The sequence below is a fragment of the Janibacter melonis genome, from assembly GCF_003721155.3.
Taxonomy (GTDB): domain Bacteria; phylum Actinomycetota; class Actinomycetes; order Actinomycetales; family Dermatophilaceae; genus Marihabitans; species Marihabitans melonis.
In genome coordinates this window covers 3,337,295-3,355,709 of record NZ_CP044548.2, presented here as the reverse complement: position 1 = coordinate 3,355,709, position 18,415 = coordinate 3,337,295, and the positions used below count along the sequence as shown (strand labels likewise).

Annotated in this window: 20 protein-coding genes and 1 tRNA gene; 8 read left to right on the top strand and 13 right to left on the bottom strand. The window is 72.3% G+C overall.

Features of this window, described 5'->3' with window-relative positions:
* Positions 1-106 precede the first annotated feature (106 nt).
* On the top strand, positions 107-832 hold the full coding sequence (trhA, locus tag EEW87_RS16170; protein WP_123091219.1) for a PAQR family membrane homeostasis protein TrhA: 726 nt from the start codon (positions 107-109) through the stop codon (positions 830-832).
* A 173-nt stretch (positions 833-1,005) separates the two neighbouring features.
* Here trhA and mca read toward each other — a convergent pair whose 3' ends face one another.
* Complete coding sequence (gene mca, locus EEW87_RS16165; protein WP_123091220.1) at positions 1,006-1,929, bottom strand: mycothiol conjugate amidase Mca; 924 nt, start codon at positions 1,927-1,929, stop codon at positions 1,006-1,008.
* Positions 1,930-2,006: 77 nt separating this feature from the next.
* Between mca and EEW87_RS16160 the strand changes: the two genes are divergently transcribed.
* The gene (locus EEW87_RS16160; RefSeq protein WP_068273226.1) at positions 2,007-2,387 is read left to right on the top strand and encodes a DUF4307 domain-containing protein; all 381 of its coding nucleotides are present in this window, start codon (positions 2,007-2,009) and stop codon (positions 2,385-2,387) included.
* A 162-nt stretch (positions 2,388-2,549) separates the two neighbouring features.
* Positions 2,550-3,041: a transcription elongation factor GreA gene (gene greA / locus EEW87_RS16155; protein WP_068273224.1), complete on the top strand. Its 492-nt coding sequence runs from the start codon at positions 2,550-2,552 to the stop codon at positions 3,039-3,041.
* A gap of 78 nt (positions 3,042-3,119) precedes the next feature.
* On the opposite strand, the gene EEW87_RS16150 is transcribed toward greA, so the two are convergent.
* Positions 3,120-3,917, bottom strand: coding sequence for a WXG100 family type VII secretion target (locus EEW87_RS16150; RefSeq protein WP_163562486.1), 798 nt, complete (start codon positions 3,915-3,917; stop codon positions 3,120-3,122).
* Positions 3,918-4,075: 158 nt separating this feature from the next.
* On the opposite strand from EEW87_RS16150, the gene msrA reads away from it, so the two are divergent.
* Both msrA and EEW87_RS16140 read left to right on the top strand, forming a co-directional pair.
* Positions 4,076-4,750 carry a peptide-methionine (S)-S-oxide reductase MsrA gene (msrA, locus tag EEW87_RS16145; RefSeq protein ID WP_225985051.1) on the top strand — a complete coding sequence of 225 codons (675 nt, stop codon included), beginning with the start codon at positions 4,076-4,078 and terminating at the stop codon, positions 4,748-4,750.
* Between the two features lie 76 nt (positions 4,751-4,826).
* Complete coding sequence (locus EEW87_RS16140; protein WP_123091563.1) at positions 4,827-5,198, top strand: VOC family protein; 372 nt, start codon at positions 4,827-4,829, stop codon at positions 5,196-5,198.
* Between the two features lie 16 nt (positions 5,199-5,214).
* Here the strand turns inward: EEW87_RS16140 and EEW87_RS16135 are convergent, their stop codons facing one another.
* Both EEW87_RS16135 and EEW87_RS16130 read right to left on the bottom strand, forming a co-directional pair.
* Positions 5,215-5,691, bottom strand: a complete 477-nt coding sequence (locus tag EEW87_RS16135; RefSeq protein ID WP_123091222.1) for a DnaJ family domain-containing protein — start codon at positions 5,689-5,691, stop codon at positions 5,215-5,217.
* Positions 5,692-5,727: 36 nt separating this feature from the next.
* Entirely contained in the window at positions 5,728-7,740 is a 2,013-nt protein-coding gene (locus EEW87_RS16130) for an NADPH-dependent 2,4-dienoyl-CoA reductase (protein WP_123091223.1), read from the bottom strand.
* A 130-nt stretch (positions 7,741-7,870) separates the two neighbouring features.
* Between EEW87_RS16130 and EEW87_RS16125 the strand changes: the two genes are divergently transcribed.
* Positions 7,871-8,872: an SGNH/GDSL hydrolase family protein gene (locus EEW87_RS16125; RefSeq protein WP_068273214.1), complete on the top strand. Its 1,002-nt coding sequence runs from the start codon at positions 7,871-7,873 to the stop codon at positions 8,870-8,872.
* Positions 8,873-9,014: 142 nt separating this feature from the next.
* Entirely contained in the window at positions 9,015-10,235 is a 1,221-nt protein-coding gene (locus EEW87_RS16120; protein ID WP_123091224.1) for an acetyl-CoA C-acetyltransferase, read from the top strand.
* Between the two features lie 165 nt (positions 10,236-10,400).
* Here EEW87_RS16120 and EEW87_RS16115 read toward each other — a convergent pair whose 3' ends face one another.
* Positions 10,401-10,643: a hypothetical protein gene (locus EEW87_RS16115; RefSeq protein ID WP_148041537.1), complete on the bottom strand. Its 243-nt coding sequence runs from the start codon at positions 10,641-10,643 to the stop codon at positions 10,401-10,403.
* A gap of 35 nt (positions 10,644-10,678) precedes the next feature.
* The gene (locus EEW87_RS16110) at positions 10,679-11,608 is read right to left on the bottom strand and encodes a Bax inhibitor-1/YccA family protein (protein ID WP_123091226.1); all 930 of its coding nucleotides are present in this window, start codon (positions 11,606-11,608) and stop codon (positions 10,679-10,681) included.
* Positions 11,609-11,798: 190 nt separating this feature from the next.
* Between EEW87_RS16110 and EEW87_RS16105 the strand changes: the two genes are divergently transcribed.
* On the top strand, positions 11,799-12,107 hold the full coding sequence (locus tag EEW87_RS16105; RefSeq protein WP_123091227.1) for a hypothetical protein: 309 nt from the start codon (positions 11,799-11,801) through the stop codon (positions 12,105-12,107).
* Between the two features lie 97 nt (positions 12,108-12,204).
* On the opposite strand, the gene EEW87_RS16100 is transcribed toward EEW87_RS16105, so the two are convergent.
* From EEW87_RS16100 to eno, 7 genes are all read right to left on the bottom strand, one after another.
* Positions 12,205-13,383 (bottom strand): cystathionine gamma-synthase, encoded by a 1,179-nt coding sequence (locus EEW87_RS16100; protein ID WP_123091228.1) that lies wholly within the window; start codon positions 13,381-13,383, stop codon positions 12,205-12,207.
* A 2-nt stretch (positions 13,384-13,385) separates the two neighbouring features.
* Positions 13,386-14,762, bottom strand: coding sequence for a cystathionine beta-synthase (locus EEW87_RS16095; RefSeq protein ID WP_123091229.1), 1,377 nt, complete (start codon positions 14,760-14,762; stop codon positions 13,386-13,388).
* A gap of 35 nt (positions 14,763-14,797) precedes the next feature.
* A tRNA-Leu gene (locus tag EEW87_RS16090) sits at positions 14,798-14,872 on the bottom strand.
* Positions 14,873-15,007: 135 nt separating this feature from the next.
* Positions 15,008-15,982: a Ppx/GppA phosphatase family protein gene (locus EEW87_RS16085; RefSeq protein ID WP_123091230.1), complete on the bottom strand. Its 975-nt coding sequence runs from the start codon at positions 15,980-15,982 to the stop codon at positions 15,008-15,010.
* Positions 15,979-16,554: a DUF501 domain-containing protein gene (locus tag EEW87_RS16080; RefSeq protein WP_123091231.1), complete on the bottom strand. Its 576-nt coding sequence runs from the start codon at positions 16,552-16,554 to the stop codon at positions 15,979-15,981. The genes EEW87_RS16085 and EEW87_RS16080 overlap by 4 nt, the downstream gene beginning before the upstream one ends.
* A complete protein-coding gene (locus tag EEW87_RS16075) occupies positions 16,555-17,106 on the bottom strand; it encodes an FtsB family cell division protein (RefSeq protein ID WP_148041538.1) in 552 nt (183 codons plus the stop codon).
* A 3-nt stretch (positions 17,107-17,109) separates the two neighbouring features.
* Positions 17,110-18,390: a phosphopyruvate hydratase gene (gene eno, locus EEW87_RS16070; RefSeq protein WP_123091233.1), complete on the bottom strand. Its 1,281-nt coding sequence runs from the start codon at positions 18,388-18,390 to the stop codon at positions 17,110-17,112.
* Between the last annotated feature and the right edge of the window lie 25 nt (positions 18,391-18,415).

Below are 18,415 nucleotides of genomic sequence, written 5' to 3'. Positions count from 1 at the left end.
GTCAACCTATCGCGCGGCTCCTCGACGCCGTCGCCGCCTCCCCTGCCGACGTGCTGCCCGTCCCACGGGCCAGCCGTCTCACAGCCAGGTCCGATACCGTCTCCCCATGACCTTCGACGGCGAGCTGCGCGGACGCGCCCAGGAGATGGCCCGTGACGTCTCCGAGCACGTCGACGAGATCGTCGACGCGGTCAAGCCGCACCTGCGCGGCTGGCTCCACCTCGTCATGGCGCCGCTGGCGCTCGTCGGCGGGATGATCCTCATGACGACGGCCCCGACGATGCAGGGCCGGGTCGCGGCCTTCGTCTTCACCATCACCGCGGGCCTGCTCTTCACGACCTCCGCGGTCTACCACCGCGGTCGCTGGTCGACGAAGGTCGGCGCGGTGCTGCGCCGCTGGGACCACGCGAACATCTTCCTCATCATCGCGGGCAGCTACACGCCCTTCGCGATGTTGCTCCCACGCGACCAGGCGATCACCCTGCTGAGCATCGTGTGGTCCGGCGCGATCCTCGGCGTGCTCTTCCGCGTCTTCTGGATCGGCGCCCCGCGCTGGCTCTACGTGCCGGTCTACATGGCGCTGGGGTGGGTCGCCGTCTTCTACATCGGCCCGCTGCTCACCCACGGCGGGGTGCTCATCATGAGCCTCATCATCACCGGCGGGCTGCTCTACACCCTCGGCGCCGTCGTGTACGGCCTCAAGCGGCCCAACCCGTCACCGCGGTGGTTCGGGTTCCACGAGATCTTCCACGCCTTCACCATCCTCGCCTTCGTCGCCCACTTCGCGGCGGCGGCGCTCGCCCTCTACGGGCCGGTCGCCCAGGGCGCCTGAGACCTCCCTCTCGGCGCGACGCCCGCGCTCCTGGGCCTGACGGTCCGCCTCGGCCAGCCGCATCCGGCGCAGCCGCGTGAACATGCTGCGCATGAGCAGCCACAGCCCGACGGCGAGGAAGAAGAAGGCCACGAAGGCCCACCAGCCGGGGCCGACCTCGGTGCTCGGAGAGCTCATCGCCAGTCCTTCACGGTCGGCTCCACGCGGTCGTCGCGCAGGAGGGTCGGGCGGCCCGTCGCGAGCTCGTCGGCGCGCTGGGGGTCGATGCCGGCGAAGAGGTCGTCCTCGGAGTCGTCGGTCGGCACGTACGACATCGCGAGCTCGAAGTCGTCGGTCGGCCACACCTCGGCCTGGATGTCGTTGGTCACCGCGAAGAAGCTGCCCCCGGGGTCGACCTGCGTCGCGTGGGCGCGCAGCGCGTCGTCTCGCACGTCGAAGTACTCCGACGCGGGCACACGCGTGGTGATCCGCCGGTCGGGCCGGTCCTCCCAGCGCGCGAGCCAGTCGGCGAAGGGGGACTCCATCCCCCGGTCGAGCAGCGCGCGGTGGTAGGTCTGCAGGCGCTCGCGGTGGAAGCCGGCGTTGTAGTACATCTTCAGCGGCTGCCACGCCTCGCCCGCGTGCGGGTAGCGCTCGGGGTCGCCGGCGGCGAGGAAGGCCTCGACCGAGACCCGGTTGGTCATGATGTGGTCCGGGTGGGGGTAGCCGCCGTTCTCGTCGTACGTCGTCAGCACGTGCGGGCGGAAGCGACGGATCTCTCGCACGAGCGCCTCGACCGGGGCGTCGAGCTCCTCGAGCGCGAAGCAGCCGGCGGGCAGCGGCGGACGCGGGTCGCCCTCGGGCAGACCGGAGTCGACGAAGCCCAGCCACGTGTGCTCGCAGCCGAGGATCGCCTGGGCGCGGGCCATCTCGTCGCGACGCACCTGGGCGAGGTCACGGGTGATGTGGGGGTTGTCCTTGAGCGCGGGGTTGAGCACGTCACCGCGCTCCCCGCCGGTGCACGACACGACGAGGACGCGGTGCCCCTCGGCGACGTACTTCGCAGTGGTCGCGGCACCCTTGCTCGACTCGTCGTCGGGGTGGGCGTGCACGGCCATCAGGCGCAGTGGTTCCACTCTTCACTTCCTCGGTTTGGGACGATGGTCTCGATTCTCTCACCACCAGGAGCCCCCGCATGAGCACCGCCCCCGTCGACACCCCCGCCCAGCAGGGGCGCTCGCCCCGCTTCTGGTGGGTGCTCGGCAGCGTCCTCGTCGCGGCGAGCGTCGCCCTCGTCGTGTGGTTCGGCCTGTCGGGGACGAAGGGGGCGGTGACCGCCACCGACGTCGCCTTCACCCGCGAGCCGCGCGAGGTGACGATGGTCTTCGACGTCGACCGCCCCGTCGGCACCGTCGTCACCTGCCACGTCAAGGCGCTCGACTCCGACTACGCCACCGTCGGGTCCACCGACGTCGAGATCCCGGCGAGCCAGGAGCGCTCGACCCGCGAGAGCGTCGTCGTGCGTACGACGACGCAGGCGGTCACCGCGACCGTCGACGGCTGCCGACCCCTCTGAGCAGGCCCGACGGGCCGGGGGTACACCCCTTCGTGGCTGGGGTTGTCACCCCCGACGGGGTAAACTCGTGCGAATACCGAAGACGAGGTCTGGACCACGCGGTCCAGGCCTTCGTGCATACGGCCCCGGTGAGCGGGGTCATCGTGAGTGAGGAGCGAGACCGTGAGCGAGACCGCCACCACGGCGTCATACCTGACCAAGGACGCGTACGAGCGTCTCCAGGCCGAGCTGCGCGAGCTCTCCGGCCCGGGCCGGACCGAGATCGCCAAGCGCATCGAGGCGGCCCGCGAGGAGGGTGACCTCAAGGAGAACGGCGGCTACCACGCCGCCAAGGAGGAGCAGGGCAAGATGGAGGCCCGCATCCGCCAGCTCACCCAGATCCTCAACACCTCGGTCGTCGGCGAGGCCCCGGCGGACGACGGCGTCGTCGAGCCCGGCATGGTCGTCACCGTGCGCATGTTCGGCGACGAGGAGAAGTTCCTCCTCGGCTCGCGCGAGATCGCCGGCGACAGCGACCTCGACGTCTACTCCGAGCAGTCGCCGCTGGGCGCGGCCATCAACGGCAAGAAGGCCGGCGACACGGCGACCTACGAGGCGCCGAACGGCAAGAGCGTCGACGTCGAGATCGTGTCGGCCACGCCCTACGCGGGCTGAGACGAGCCCGGCCGCGCCGGGAGCGACGAAGGGGTGGCCCCACCAGCTGGTGGGGCCACCCCTTCGTCGTGCCCGCGGCTAGCGCGGGCCGCGCCAGTCGCCGGTCGCGAGCCACGTCGGGTCGCCGACGACGTCGTCCCACCGGGTGATCTCGAGGGGGTCCCACGCCACGAGGTCCATGACCGGACGGCCAGGACCCGTCCACGAGATGTCACCTGTGCGCACGTCGTCCCAGAAGCCCTCGCCGGTGTCGGCGACCGCGGGCATCGTCTCGAGCTGGCCGAAGGGGGGACGACCGATGTCTGCGGGCTCCCACTCGCCGATGCCGACGACCGGGACGTCGGCGACGAGGTGCGCCTCGTGCGCCGGGGCCCAGTGCGCCTCGCCGGCACGGCCGATCTCGGTGACCGGCTCGCCGTGGTCACGACCGCCGCCGTCACCAGCCCGGCCGATCTCGGTGACCGGTCCCCCATGGTCACGCCCACCGCCGCCGTGACCACCGCCGTCGGTGGCGTGGCCGCCGCCCTGGACCGGTCCGCCGTGGTCGCGGCCCCCGCCGCTGCCGGTGCCCCCGCCGCTGCGGTGCCCGAGGTCAGCGGTGCCGCCGGACGGGCTGCTCGAGGAGCGGCGCTGGTCGTCCGACTCCATCGATAGCAGCTTCGCGTAGGCGCGGATGCCCTGAGCCGCCTCGTCGACCTGGCGGTGCGCCCGGCGCCAGCGCTTGGCGAAATCCTCGAAGTCCGGCCCGTCCCAGGCCGCTCGCAGCTTCTCCAGGTGCGCCGACCCACGGCCCCCGACGTCGTCAATGAGGTCGCCCTGGCGCCGCAGCGCCACGGCGACGTCGTCGAGCACCTCGGCATCTGCACCGTGACTCACCCGCTGGCCCATCGCACCTCCCTGACGTGACTGCCCTCAGGGTAGGCCGCGGTGCCGACAGGGTCGATGGGGAGCACTGCCCACCCCCCTTCGCCCAGGTCGGGTCCAGGCGCGGGTGAGATGATGAGGGCATGTTCGGTTTCCGATCGACTCCCGCCATGCCCACATCCGAGACCGCCCTGCCGGGCCGGGCCGAGTACGGCTACCCCCTCCCCACCACCCACCGCGTCCTCGACGTCAGCCCGACCGGCCCGTGGCCCGAGGGCACCGAGGTCATGTACATCGCGATGGGCTGCTTCTGGGGCGCGGAGCGGATCATGTGGCGTCTGCCCGGGGTGCTCACCACCGCCGCCGGGTACATGGGCGGCTTCACCCCCCACCCGACCTACGAGGAGACGTGCACCGGCCAGACCGGTCACACCGAGAGCGTCCTCGTCGCCTACGACCCCGCGACGATCGCGCCCGAGCAAGTCCTCAAGGCCTTCTGGGAGAACCACGACCCGACGACGGCCAACCGTCAGGGCAACGACGTCGGCACCCAGTACCGCTCGGCGATCTACTGGACGACGCCGGCGCAGCAGGCCGCCGTCGAGGCGACCCACGCGTCCTTCCAGCGCGAGCTCACCGAGCACGGCCACGGCGAGATCACGACCGAGGAGCGCCCGGCGAGCGAGGTCGGCACCTTCTACTACGCCGAGCCCTACCACCAGCAGTACCTCGACGCGAACCCCGGCGGCTACTGCAACCACGGGCCCAACGGGCTGACCTGCCAGGTCGGCCTCGTGCGCCAGGACCAGGTGCCCGCGCAGGTCGACGTCGAGCCGCCTGCCTGACCGGCCCTGGCGGGCTGTCGGTGCGGGGCCCTAGGTTGACCGGGGTCAGCGACGACCCGAGTCAGGAGTGCCCGTCATGCCCCACGGAGACATCACCCACATCGACATCCCGGTGAGCGACCTGGCCCGGGCCAGCGAGTTCTACAACGGCCTCTTTGGCTGGCAGATCGCCGAGATCCCCGGCTACGAGGGCTACCCGATGTGGCAGGCGCCGAACAAGATCAGCGGCGGTGGTCTCGCCCCGCGCGGCGAGGGCTTCACCCAGCCCCGCAGCTACGTCGAGGTCGACTCCATCGAGGAGACCCTCGCGAAGGTCCGCGAGAGCGGCGGTGCGGTGGTCATGGAGAAGTCCCCGATCAGCGAGACGAGCTGGTGGGCGGTCTTCACCGACCCCGACGGCAACGTCCTCGGCGTCTACGAGGGCGCCACGGACACCGGCGCGAGCTGACCGCAGCGCGACCCGCTCAGCCCCGACGCCACCACCGGCGCCGGGGCGCTGTGACCACGCGCTCGGCGGTGCCCTCGGTGACCTCCGGGGGCGCCGCGGCCCGCCGGTCGCGCAGCTCCCGCCACTGCCCCACGACCTCGTCGACGTCCACGGTCGGGGCGAGCACCGGCGGGATCGGGCCCACGACGGGTCGCCGACGCTCGTCGACGACCCGCGCGTTGTAGTCGCGCAGCACCGCGCGGACCGCGTCCTCGCTGGTCAGGTCGAGCAGGCTCTCGGGGTACCCGGCGCGCTCGCGGCGCAGGAGCAGCGCCGGCGGGAGCACGTCGACGGTGTCGAGCCCCTCGGCGGCCATCTTCCGCTTCGCCCACCAGTCCGGGTCCGGGTCGTCCAGACCCGTCAGCGGGCGACCGGCCCCCGGCAGGTCGTCGAAGTCGCCCCGCTCGGTGGCCTCGCGGATCTGCTTCTCCACCCACGACTCGTAGCGCTGCATCCCTCGATGATGCGCCAGGCGCGGGTCCCGCAGGGCTCAGAGGGCCGCCGCCACCTCGGTGCCCTGCTTGATCGCCCGCTTCGCGTCGAGCTCGGCGGCGACGTCCGCGCCGCCGATGACGGTGACGTGGACCCCCTTCGCCTGCAGCGGCTCGACGAGGTCGGTCACCGACTCCTGCCCGGCGCACACGACGACGTGGTCGACCTCGAGCACGCGTGGCTCGCCGTCGACGAGGAGGTGCAGACCGGCGTCGTCGACCCGCTCGTAGGTGGCCCCGACGACCTGGTGCACCCCCTTCGTCTTCAGCGCCGCCCGGTGCACCCAGCCGGTCGTCTTGCCCAGACCGGCGCCGATCTTCGAGGTCTTGCGCTGCACGAGGTACACCTCGCGCACGGGGACCTCGGGCACGGGGTCGACGAGACCGCCGCGGGTGCCGGACTGGGCGTCGATGCCCCACTCGCGCTGCCAGGCGTCGAGGTCGAGGGTCGTCGACTCCCCCGTCGTCAGGTACTCGGTGACGTCGACGCCGATGCCACCGGCGCCGATGACGGCGACCCGTCGACCGACCTCGACCTCGCCGCGCACGACCTGGGGGTAGGTGAGGACCTTCGGGTGGTCCATGCCCTCGATCTGCGGCACGCGCGGCTCGACACCGGTCGCGAGGACCACCTCGTCGAAGTCGGCGAGGGTGTCCGCGTCGGCGCGGGTGCCGAGGTGCACCTTGACCCCCGCGAGGTCGAGCTGGGTGCGGTAGTAGCGGATCGTCTCGGCGAACTCCTCCTTGCCGGGGATGCGCATCGCGAGAGCGAACTGCCCGCCGATGTCGTCACCGGCCTCGAAGAGCTCGACACGGTGGCCGCGCTGCGCCGCGGTGACGGCGCTCGCCAGCCCGGCCGGGCCCGCGCCGACGACGGCGACGTGCTTGACCGTGCGGGTCGGGCCGATGACGAGCTCGGTCTCGTGCGCGGCGCGCGGGTTGACCAGGCAGCTGGCCGTCTTGCGCTCGAAGGTGTGGTCGAGGCAGGCCTGGTTGCACCCGATGCACGTGTTGATCTCCTGGGCACGACCCTCCTGGGCCTTGATCGCCCACTCAGCGTCGGCGAGGAAGGGCCGGGCCATCTGCACGAGGTCGGCCTTGCCCGCGGCGAGCACCGACTCGGCGACGTCGGGCATGTTGATCCGGTTGGAGGTGACGACCGGCACCCGCACGTGCTCGCGCAGGCGCGCGGCGACGTCGACGAAGGCGGCCCGCGGCACCGAGGTCGCGATCGTCGGGACCCGCGCCTCGTGCCAGCCGATGCCCGTCGAGATGATCGTCGCGCCGGCCGCCTCGATCTCCTGGGCGAGCGCCACGACCTCCTCCCACGTCTGCCCGTCGGGCACGAGGTCGAGCACGGAGAGGCGGTAGAGGATGACGAAGTCGTCGCCCACCGCCGCCCGTGCCGTCCGCACGATCTCGACGGCGATCCGCCGCCTGTTCTCCGCCGACCCGCCCCAGCCGTCCTCTCGGTGGTTCGTGCGCGGCGCGAGGAACTGGTTGATGAAGTAGCCCTCGGAGCCCATGATCTCGATGCCGTCGTACCCGGCCTCCCGGGCCAGCTCCGCCGCCCGGCCGTAGGACCGGATCTGCCGGCGCACCCCGCGCTCGGAGAGCGCCCGCGGCACGAAGGGGGTGATCGGGCTCTTGATCGCCGACGGGGCGACCTTGAGCGGGGAGTAGGCGTAGCGGCCCGCGTGGAGCAGCTGCAGCGCGATCTTGCCGCCCTCCTTGTGCACCGCCTGCGTGATCTGGCGGTGCCGGCGCGCCTCGCGGTGCGTCGTCAGCTTCGACGCCCCGGGGTAGAAGGAGCCCTCGAGGTTGGGCGAGAAGCCGCCGGTGACGATGAGGCCGGCTCCCCCCTTCGCCCGCTCGGCGTAGAAGGCCGCGAGCCGCTCGAAGTCCCGCACCCGGTCCTCCAGACCGGTGTGCATCGAGCCCATGATCGTGCGGTTGGGCAGGGTGGTGAAGCCGAGGTCGAGCGGCTCGAAGAGGTGCGGGTAGTCAGTCATGGGTCCTTCTCGTCAGGCGTGCCGGAGGTCATGAGGAGCGGAACGCCGTGCAGCAGCAGTTCGTTGGCATCATCGACCCCGAGGATGTCAGCGTGCCTACTCTGGCCGGACCAGCCCCGAAAGGAAACCGATGACCAGCGTGACCCGTCTCGCAGCGCGCACCGCGACGGTGTCCGGCGCGACCGCCGCCGGGCTCGCCACGCTCGCCGGGCTCGGGTACGCCCTCATCCAGGTCGAGGCGAGGATCGCGCGCAAGATCGTCGGCCAGCCCTTCGAGGGGGCCCCGGACGACGACGGCCTCTACGGCGCCGCCCCCGGCGAGCCGGTCGAGCTGCTCGTGCTCGGTGACTCGACGGCGGCGGGCATGGGTGCCGACCACCGCTTCCAGACGATCGGCGGCATCCTCGCGACCGGTCTCGCGGCGATCATGGGCCGCCCGGTGCGGCTGACCAACGAGGCCGTCATCGGCGCCGAGTCCAGCGACCTCACCGGTCAGCTGTCGAAGGCGCTCGGCCGGGTCGACTCCCCCGACGTCGCCGTCGTGCTCGTCGGCGCCAACGACGTCACCCACCGCATCGACCGGAGCACCTCGGTCGGCCACCTCGAGCGCACCGTGCGCTACCTGCGCACCCTCGACGTGCCCGTCGTCGTCGCGACCTGCCCCGACCTCGGGACCGTCGAGCCCATCCCCTTCCCGCTGAGCGCGCTGCTGCGGCGCTGGAGCCGTGAGCTCGCCGCCGCCCAGACCGTGGCCGTCGTCGAGGCGGGCGCGCGCAGCGTGTCCGTCGGCGGTCTGCTCGGCGCGGAGTTCGAGGCGAGCCCGGCCGTGATGTTCAGCCAGGACCGCTTCCACCCCTCGCCGGCCGGGTACGCCCGCGTGGCGAGCGCGCTGCTGCCCTCGGTCGCGGCCGCCGTCGGTGCGTGGCCGGCCGGCGCGAGCGGCGACACCGAGCCGGAGGCGGCCCGGGGCGAAGGGGTCGGCACGATCGACGACGCCGCCGGGCGGGCCGTGCACCGGCCCGGCACCGAGGTGAGCGCGGCGACCGTCGACGGCCGTCAGGCCGGGCCCCGCGGCCGCTGGGCGATGCTGCGCCGCCGTCTGCCTGGCCCCGTGCACGACGGCGCGATCTGAGCGCTCCGCTCGTCGGCGGCGCGAGGTCGGGCACCCCCGCGGGTGAGCGTGCCCACGGCCCCCTCGTCAGGGGCTGAGCGGGCGCTTAGTATCGGTGGGGCCGCGGCGCGACCGCCCGGCTCCGCTGACACCTGGAGGACCAGTGACCGACGCCGTCATCGTCTCGACCGCCCGCTCCCCCATCGGACGCGCCTTCAAGGGCTCCCTCAAGGACGTGCGACCCGACGACCTCTCCGCGCAGGTCGTCGCCGCGGCGCTCGACGGCGCCGGGATCGACGCCTCGCACATCGAGGACCTGCACTGGGGCTGCGCCGAGCCCAGCCACAAGCACGGCTCGAACATGGCCCGCGTCGTCGCCGTCCTCGGCGGGCACGACCACCTGCCCGGCACGACGGTCAACCGCTTCTGCGCCTCGTCGGTGCAGACGACGCGGATGGCCTTCCACGCGATCAAGGCCGGCGAGGCCGATGCGATCATCTCCGGCGGCGTCGAGTGCGTCTCGCAGTACCAGAGCTTCTCCGGGGCCGGTGGCTCCGACGAGGAGGCGATGAACCCGCTCTTCGCCGACGCCCGGGCCCGCACCGCGCGCATCGCGGCGGAGAACTCCCCGTGGTCCGACCCGCGCGAGGAGGGCCTCGTCCCCGACATCTACATCGCCATGGGTCAGACGGCCGAGAACGTCGCGACCCTGCGCGGCATGGACCGCCTGCGGATGGACGAGTGGGGCGTGCGCAGCCAGAACCGCGCCGAGCAGGCCATCGCCGACGGGTTCTTCTCCCGCGAGATCACCCCCGTCACCCTCGCCGACGGCACGGTCGTCTCGACCGACGACGGCCCGCGCGCCGGCGTCACGCTCGAGGCCGTGCAGTCCCTCAAGCCGGTCTTCCGCGAGGACGGCGTCATCACCGCCGGCAACTGCTGCGCCCTCAACGACGGCGCGGCCGCGCTCGTCGTCATGAGTGACACGAAGGCCGCCGAGCTCGGCCTGACCCCCCTCGCCCGCGTCGTCTCCACCGGCGTCTCCGCGCTCTCGCCCGAGATCATGGGCATGGGCCCGGTCGAGGCGAGCCGGCGCGCGCTGGCCAAGGCCGGCATGTCGATCTCGGACATGGACCTCTACGAGATCAACGAGGCCTTCGCCGTGCAGGTGCTCGCCAGCGCCGACGACCTCGGCATGGACGAGGACAAGCTCAACGTCCACGGCGGCGCGATCGCGCTGGGCCACCCCTTCGGCGCCACCGGTGCCCGCATCACCGCGACCCTGCTCAACGGGCTGCGCGAGACCGACGGCACCTTCGGCCTCGAGACGATGTGCGTCGGCGGCGGTCAGGGCATGGCGATCGTCTACGAGCGCCTCTCCTGAGCCCACCCGCAGGCACGACGAAGGGCCCGGATCCGGTCGGATCCGGGCCCTTCGTCGTGGTGGTCGAGCTGCGGCGGCCCATGTCTGGTCGAGGTGCGTCGGCCCCGCTCTCGCTGGTCGAGGTGCGACGGCCCCCTGGGGCCGGAGCCTCGAGACCACCGGACCTTACGCCGACCACCCGAGCCGCAGCGCGGCGAGCCGCTCCGCGAGACCCGGGACCTCCCCTTCGTCGCACCGGTCGTGCACGACGACCCGCAGCTGGTCCATGAGGACGGCTGGACCGAGATCCGGCGGGATGTCGCCGGCGAGCTCGCCGAGCAGCTCGCGCACGCCCGCAGACGCAGCGACCGCGCGGTCCAACGGCAGCTGGTGCCACCGTCGGACCGCGCGGTCGAGCTCGGCTGCCACGTCGTCCGGGATGGGCGAACGGGGCAGCACCGAGGTCACTCCGAGCGCAGGCGGCCGAGGAGCCGCAGGATCTCGAGGTAGAGCCACACGAGCGTGGCGAGCAGACCCAGCGCGAGGGTCCAGGAGTAGGACTCCGGGGCGTTGGTGCGCAGGGCGGTCTCGATGCTGTCGAAGTCGAGCATGAGGGTCACCGAGGCCAGGCCGACGGCGAAGACCGAGATCGCGATGCCGATCGGGCCGGAGCCGCCGATGCCGAAGGGGGTGTCGGTGATCATCGCGAAGCCCAGGTTGATGAGCGCGAAGACGAAGTAGCCGAGCATCATCATCGAGACGACGGCGCGGAACTTCTGGGTCACCTTGACCAGACCGCTGCGGTAGAGGAAGAGCATCGCGCCGAAGACGCAGACGGTCGCCAGGACGGCCTGGAAGACGATGCCCTGGTGGATCGGCACGTTGGTCGCGCCGGTCACCTGGTAGTCGAAGATGCGGGAGTAGCTCTGGCTGATCGCGCCGACGAAGAGCCCCTGGAAGGCGGCGTACGCGACGGCGACCGCCGGGTGCACGGCCTTCTTCGAGAACATGAGGTAGAGCGCGATGCCGAGCCCGCCGACCAGGCCGACGCCCCAGATCATCGGGCCGAAGGTCGGGGAGAGGAACCACGCGGGGACCGCGACGGCGATCATGACGGCGAAGAGCGCGCCGGTCTTCATGATGACGTCGTCGATGGTGAGCGCACGACCGCCGCCGCCACCGCCCCAGCCACCGCCCTGCATCGGGGGCTCCTGCGGGAAGCCGGGCTGGGTCTGGCCGTAGCCGCCCTGCTGGGGGTAACCCTGCTGCGGGTATCCCTGCTGGGGGTACTGGGTCTGCTGGTAGCCGCCCTGCTGGGCCCGGGCGTCGTCGCGGAATCCGACGTACCCGTTGCGAGCGTCCTGCTCGACGCGGCCGAGGATGGGGTTGGACATGGGTCGGGCCTTCCTGTAGGTCCGTGAGGTCTTACCAAGACTAAGGGTCCCCGTACCCGCGGCATTCCGCGGGATGCCAGGTGTTGCGGTGCCGTGACCCCCGCCGGCCCTGGACAGACCCCGGCCGTCGCCACAGCCGGGCTCGTCGGCCGTGCCACGCTCGTCCTCCCCGAGCAGAGACGAGGACGTCATGACCACTCCCCCCAAGGGTGTGCAGGAGGCGGCGCAGCGTGCCGTGCGATGGATCGAGGACGGCAAGGCCGGCCAGGGCTTCACCGACACCGGCCGGGACCGGGCCCACCAGCTGGCGAGGGGAGATGACGTGCCCGAGGCCGACCTGAAGAAGATGCACGCGTACTTCGAGCGGCACGCGGGCGACGCCGACGCGGAGGGCTGGTCGCAGGGCGAGGACGGATTCCCCTCCCCCGGTCGCGTCGCGTGGGACGCCTGGGGCGGCGACGAGGGCCGCCGCTGGGCCGCGAAGGAGGTCGGGGACTGACTCCCCCTTCGCCCCGCCCCTCCCCGGTGCGACCTACCACGCAGTACTGGTCGCGATCGCGACCAGTACTGCGTGGTAGCCGGCGGGGTAGCGGGCGTCAGACGCCGTCGAGCGCCTGGACGAGGTCGGCGAGCAGGTCGGCCTCGTCCTCGATGCCGACGGACAGGCGCACGAGGTCGTCCGGCACCTCGAGCATCGAGCCCGCGGTCGACGCGTGGGTCATCGCGCCCGGGTGCTCGATGAGCGACTCGATGCCGCCGAGCGACTCCGCGAGGGTGAAGATCTCCGTCCGCGCGCACAGCCGCTGCGCGGCCTCGGGCCCACCGGCCATGCGCACCGAGATCATGCCGCCGAAGCGGCGCATCTGCCGGGCCGCGACCTCGTGGGCCGGGTGCTCCGGGAGCCCCGGGTAGAGGATCGAGGAGATCTCCGGGCGCGACGAGAGCAGGTCGACGACGGCCTCGGCGTTGTCGCAGTGCCGCTCCATGCGCACGCCGAGCGTCTTGATGCCCCGCATCGTCAGGTACGCGTCGAAGGGCCCGGGCACGCCGCCCGAGCCGTTCTGGATGAAGGCGATGTCGCTGTCGAGCTGCTCGTCGTCGGTGACGAGCAGCCCGCCGACGACGTCGCTGTGCCCACCCATGTACTTCGTGCTCGAGTGGAGCACGACGTCCGCGCCGAGCGAGAGCGGCTGCTGCAGGTACGGGCTGGCGAAGGTGTTGTCGACGACGAGTCGCGCGCCCGCCTCGTGGGCCAGCTCCGCGCTCGCGGCGATGTCGCCGATGGTGAGCAGCGGGTTGGTCGGGGTCTCGAGCCACAGGAGCTTGGTCGTCGGGCGGATCGCTGCGCGGATGGCGTCGAGGTCACCCACCGGTGCCGGCGTGTGCTCGACGCCCCACTGCGAGAAGACCTTGTCGATGAGGCGGAAGGTGCCGCCGTACGCGTCGTCGGGGATGACGAGGTGGTCGCCCGGGCGCAGCGTGGCGCGCAGGAGCGCGTCGGTCGCCGCCATGCCGGAGGCGAAGGCGCGCCCGTGGCGTCCCCCTTCGATCGAGGCGGCGTTGGCCTCGAGCGCCTGACGGGTTGGGTTGCCCGTGCGGGCGTACTCGAAGCCGCCGCGCAGCCCGCCGACGCCGTCCTGGGCGAAGGTGGAGCTCGCGTAGATCGGGACGTTGACCGCCCCGGTCAGCGGGTCCGGGGAGTACCCGGCGTGTATGGCCCGGGTCGAGAAGCCCTGGCTCGCGTGCGCGTCGAGCGCGCTCTCGTGCTCTCCCATGATCAGCCCTTCGTCCGCGCGGAGATGTGCCCGAGGAGGTCGGCGCGGGTCACGACCCCGATCGGCTTGCCGCCGTCGACGACGAGCAGGGCGTCGTCGTGCTCGAGCGCCTCGACCGCGGACGCGGCGCTCTCGCCGGTCCCGATCTGCGCCAGCTTGCGGCTCATGTGCTTGCTCACCGGGTCGGCGAGCGTGGCGCGCCCCTCGAAGACGGCGTCGAGCAGCTCGCGCTCGGTCACCGCGCCGGCGACCTCGCCGAGGACGACGGGCGGCTCGGCGTTGACCACGGGCATCTGCGAGACGCCGTACTCGCGCAGGATCTCGATCGCGTCGCGGACGGTCTCGGTGGGGTGCGTGTGGACGAGGGCCGGCATGTCGCCGCTCTTGACGCGCAGGACGTCGCCGACGGTCGTCGTGTCCTCCTCGCCGCTGGTGAAGCCGTAGCTCGCCATCCACTCGTCGTCGAAGATCTTGCCGAGGTAGCCGCGGCCGCCGTCGGGGAGGATGACGACGATCTTCGCGTCGGGCTCGCGCTCGGCGACGCGCAGCGCGCCGACGACGGCCATGCCGCAGGACCCGCCGACGAGCAGGCCCTCCTCGAGGGCGAGACGGCGGGTCATCGCGAAGGACTCGGCGTCGCTCACGGCGATGACCTCGTCCGGGACGGACGGGTCGTAGGCGCCGGGCCACATGTCCTCGCCGACGCCCTCGACGAGGTAGGGGCGGCCACTGCCGCCGGAGTAGACCGAGCCCTCGGGGTCGACCCCGATGACCTTGACGCGGCCCTGCGAGATCTCCTTGAGGTAGCGACCGGTGCCGGTGATCGTGCCACCGGTGCCGATGCCCGCGACGAGATGGGTGATCTCGCCGTCGGTCTGCGCCCAGATCTCCGGGCCGGTGCTCTCGTAGTGGCTCGCCGGGCCGTTGGGGTTCTCGTACTGGTTCGGCTTCCAGCCGCCGGGGGTCTCGGCGGCGAGCCGGTCGGAGACGGAGTAGTAGCTGTCCGGGTGCTCGGGGGCGACGGCCGTCGGGGTCACCCGCACCTCGGCGCCGTACGCGCGCAGGACGTCGATCTTGTCCTGGCCGACCTTGTCGGGGCACACGAAGATGCACTTGTACCCGCGCTGCTGCGCGACGAGGGCCAGGCCGACCCCGGTGTTGCCCGACGTCGGCTCGACGATCGTGCCGCCGGGCTTGAGCAGCCCCTCGGCCTCCGCCGCGTCGACCATCTTCTTGGCGATCCGGTCCTTGATGCTGCCGCCGGGGTTGAGGTACTCGACCTTGGCGGCGACGAGGGCGGACCCGGACGGGACGACGGCGTTGAGCCTGACCAGCGGGGTGTTGCCGATGAGCTCGGAGATGTGGTCTGCGATCTGCATGTCCACATCGTGGCACGAGCCCCTACCGGCCCTCGCACCCCCGACGGGACTCGAACCCGCACCCGGGGCGATTTTAAGTCGCTTGCCTCTGCCAGTTGGGCCACGGGGGCGAGACCCAGCCTAGATGGAAGGGCTCTAAGCCACTTTCCCGCCCAAGGCGGGAAGATTCGACCTCGGGCAAGAACTTTTCTTTCCCGAGGCCGAGCTTTCCCGCCCTGGGCGGGAAAGCTGGGACGGGGGGCAGCTCAGGCGGGGGCGCTGGCGGCGGAGAGGGCGATCCCGTCGAGGATGTCCTTCTCGCTGGTGACGACGGGGATGCCCGGGCCGGTCACCTCGACGACGCGGGCGACGAGGTCGTGCCAGATGAGAGCGCCCGCACCGATGACGTCGACCCGGCCGGGGTGCATGTACGGCATGGCGGCCCGGGTGTCGCGGTCGGCCGAGACGATCTCCGCGGCGGCGACGAGCACCTGCTCCGGGGTGAGCCGGGCGAGGTGGATGCGGGCGGAGTCGTAGCGATCGAGGCGAAGGGCGTGCGCCGTCACCGTCGTGATCGTGCCGGCGAGCCCGATGATCGCGCCCAGACCGCCGACGCCGACGCGGGTCTCGGCCCGGTCGAGCGCCTCGGCGATGTCCCAGCGGGCCGCCTCGACCTCGCTGGGCTGGGGCGGGTCGGAGAAGAAGTGCCGCTCGGACAGGCGCACCGAGCCGATGTCCAGCGAGATCTCCTCGTAGACCGCGTCGGTGCCGCGGACGAGCTCGGTCGAGCCGCCGCCCAGGTCGACGACGAGGTAGGGCCCCTCGACCCCGGCCTCGGCGAGCCCCGCCGTCGCACCGGCGAAGGACAGCTGCGCCTCCTCAGTGCCGGAGACGACCTCCGGGCTCACCTCGAGGCCGTGCGCGGCGAAGGCCTGCTGCACGCCCACGACGAAGTCCGCCGCGTTGCTCGCGTCCCGCGACGCCGAGGTGGCGACGAAGCGCATCGCCTCGACACCGTGCTCGGCGCAGGTCCGCGCGTACTCGTCGGTGACCGCCAGGGTGCGGCGCAGCGCCTCGGGGTCGAGCGTGCCGGTGCGGTCCACGCCCTGGCCCAGCCGGACGACCTCGGTGCGTCGCACGACGTCGACGAGGGCGCAGCGGCCGTCCTCGTCCGGCTCCCCCACGTCGGCGACGAGCAGACGGATCGAGTTCGTGCCGCAGTCGACGGCGCCGACCCTCATCGTGACTCCTCGTCGGTGGTCTGCTCGGCGGCATCGGCGCCGGCGGCACCCGGCACGACGCCGCAGCAGCCGTTCTCCCACCACGGCGGCAGCATGGCCAGCGCCTCGTCGCCGGGGAGGTTCACCCCTTCGCCCACCGCCATCGAGTGCGCGACGACGACGTGGAGGCACTTCACGCGGGTCGGCATGCCGCCCGCGGAGATGCCGGCGACCTCGGGCACGTCGCCGAGCTCGCCGCGGCGGGCGAGGTAGTCCTCATGGGCGGCCCGGTACGAGGCCGCGTAGTCCTCGTCCTCGAGCAGCCGGGCGCTCATCTGGGCCATGACGCCCTGGCTCTCCAGCGTCGAGATGGCGCCGGTGAGCCGGGGGCAGGTCGCGTAGAAGGACGTCGGGAAGGGCGTGCCGCCGGGCAGGCGGGGCGCCGTGCGCACGACCGCGGGGCAGCCGCAGGGGCAGCGGGCCGCGATCTCGACGACCGCGCGCGCCTGTCGCCCGAGCTGGGCGGTCACGGCGTCGAGGTCGGCCTGGGTCACGCGGTCGAGGTCGTTGCCGTGCTCGTCGTAGGTCGCCATCTAGCGGCCGGCCCCCGAGCGTGCGTCGGCCGCCTCGACGGAGGTGCCGAGGCGCTCGTACCAGGGGCCGTGGTCCTCGCCGGTCGCGGTGCCCGTCTCCGGGTCGACGTCGCTGGCGGCGGGGTCGGCGTCGATGACGGTGTACGACTTCTCGCCGACCTTGACGAACTTGAGCCGCTCACGGGCCTGCGCCTCGACGTACTCGTCGGTCGACCACAGCTCCTTCTGGCGCTGCAGCGCGGCGACGTCGCGCTCCTGGGTGGCGACCTGGGTCTCGAGCGCGTGCATCCGCGAGCGCTGGTCGAGATAGCTCTTCGCCGTGGGCAGCAGCATCATCGTCATGAGGAAGCCCACGGAGACGAGCGCGACCCATCGGCGCGGGGTGAGGGCGACGCGGCGCCGCGGGCCCTGGGTGGTCGAGGTGGCGCGACCACGACCGGACGCACGAGCGCCCGCCCCGCCCTGGCCTCGGCCAGGGGGGCGGGTCGGGCGCGGGGTGCGCCCGGCGGACCCTGAGGAGCCCGCCGGACGACGACCGGTCGGTCGAGCCACCCGTCAGCCCTGGAAGCGCGGGAAGGCGCCGGCGCCGGCGTAGACGGCGGCGTCGTCGAGCTCTTCCTCGATGCGCAGGAGCTGGTTGTACTTCGCGACGCGCTCGGAGCGCGCGGGCGCCCCGGTCTTGATCTGGCCGCAGTTCGTCGCGACCGCGAGGTCGGCGATGGTGACGTCCTCGGTCTCGCCGGAGCGGTGGCTCATCATGCAGCGGTAGCCGCTGCGGTGCGCCAGGGCGACGGCGTCGAAGGTCTCGGTCAGCGTGCCGATCTGGTTGACCTTGACGAGCAGGGCGTTGCCCGCGCCCTCGGCGATGCCGCGGCCGAGGCGCTCGGGGTTCGTGACGAAGAGGTCGTCGCCGACGAGCTGGACGAGCGAGCCGAGACGCTCGGTGATGGCCACCCAGCCCTCCCAGTCGTCCTCGTCGAGCGGGTCCTCGATGGACACGAGCGGGTAGGCGTCGACGAGCTCGGCGTAGTACTCGACCATGTCCTTGGCGGAGCGCTTCTTGCCCTCGAAGGTGTACTTCCCCTTCTCGCAGAACTCGCTGGCCGCGACGTCGAGCGCGAGCGCGATGTCCTTGCCGGGGGTGAAGCCCGCCTTCGTGATCGCCTCGATGATGAGGTCGAGCGCGTCACGGTTGCTGCCGAGGTTCGGCGCGAAGCCGCCCTCGTCGCCGAGACCGGTCGACAGGCCCTTGTCCTTGAGCACGGCCTTGAGCTGGTGGTAGACCTCCGTGCCCCAGCGCAGCGCCTCGCGGAAGGAGGGGGCGCCGATCGGCGCGATCATGAACTCCTGGATGTCGACGTTGGAGTCCGCGTGGCTGCCGCCGTTGAGGATGTTCATCATCGGCACGGGCAGGACGTGCGCGTTCGGGCCGCCGAGGTAGCGGAAGAGCGGGAGCTCGCTGGACTGCGCCGCGGCGTGGGCGAGGGCCATGGAGACGCCGAGGATGGCGTTGGCGCCGAGGGTGCCCTTGTTGTGGGTGCCGTCGATGGCGAGCATCTCGTTGTCGACGATGCGCTGGTCGCTGGCCTCGTAGCCGAGGAGCTGGGGCATGAGCTCCTCCTCGACCGCGCGGACCGCGTCCTGGACGCCCTTGCCGAGGTAGCGCTTCTTGTCGCCGTCGCGGCGCTCGACCGCCTCGAAGGCGCCGGTGGAGGCACCGCTGGGCACGGCCGCACGGCCGATGCTGCCGTCGTCGAGGGCGACCTCGACCTCGACGGTCGGGTTGCCGCGCGAGTCGAGGATCTCGCGGGCGCCGATGGCTTCGATGGTGGCCACGTCTGTCACTCCTGTCGGATGGGCG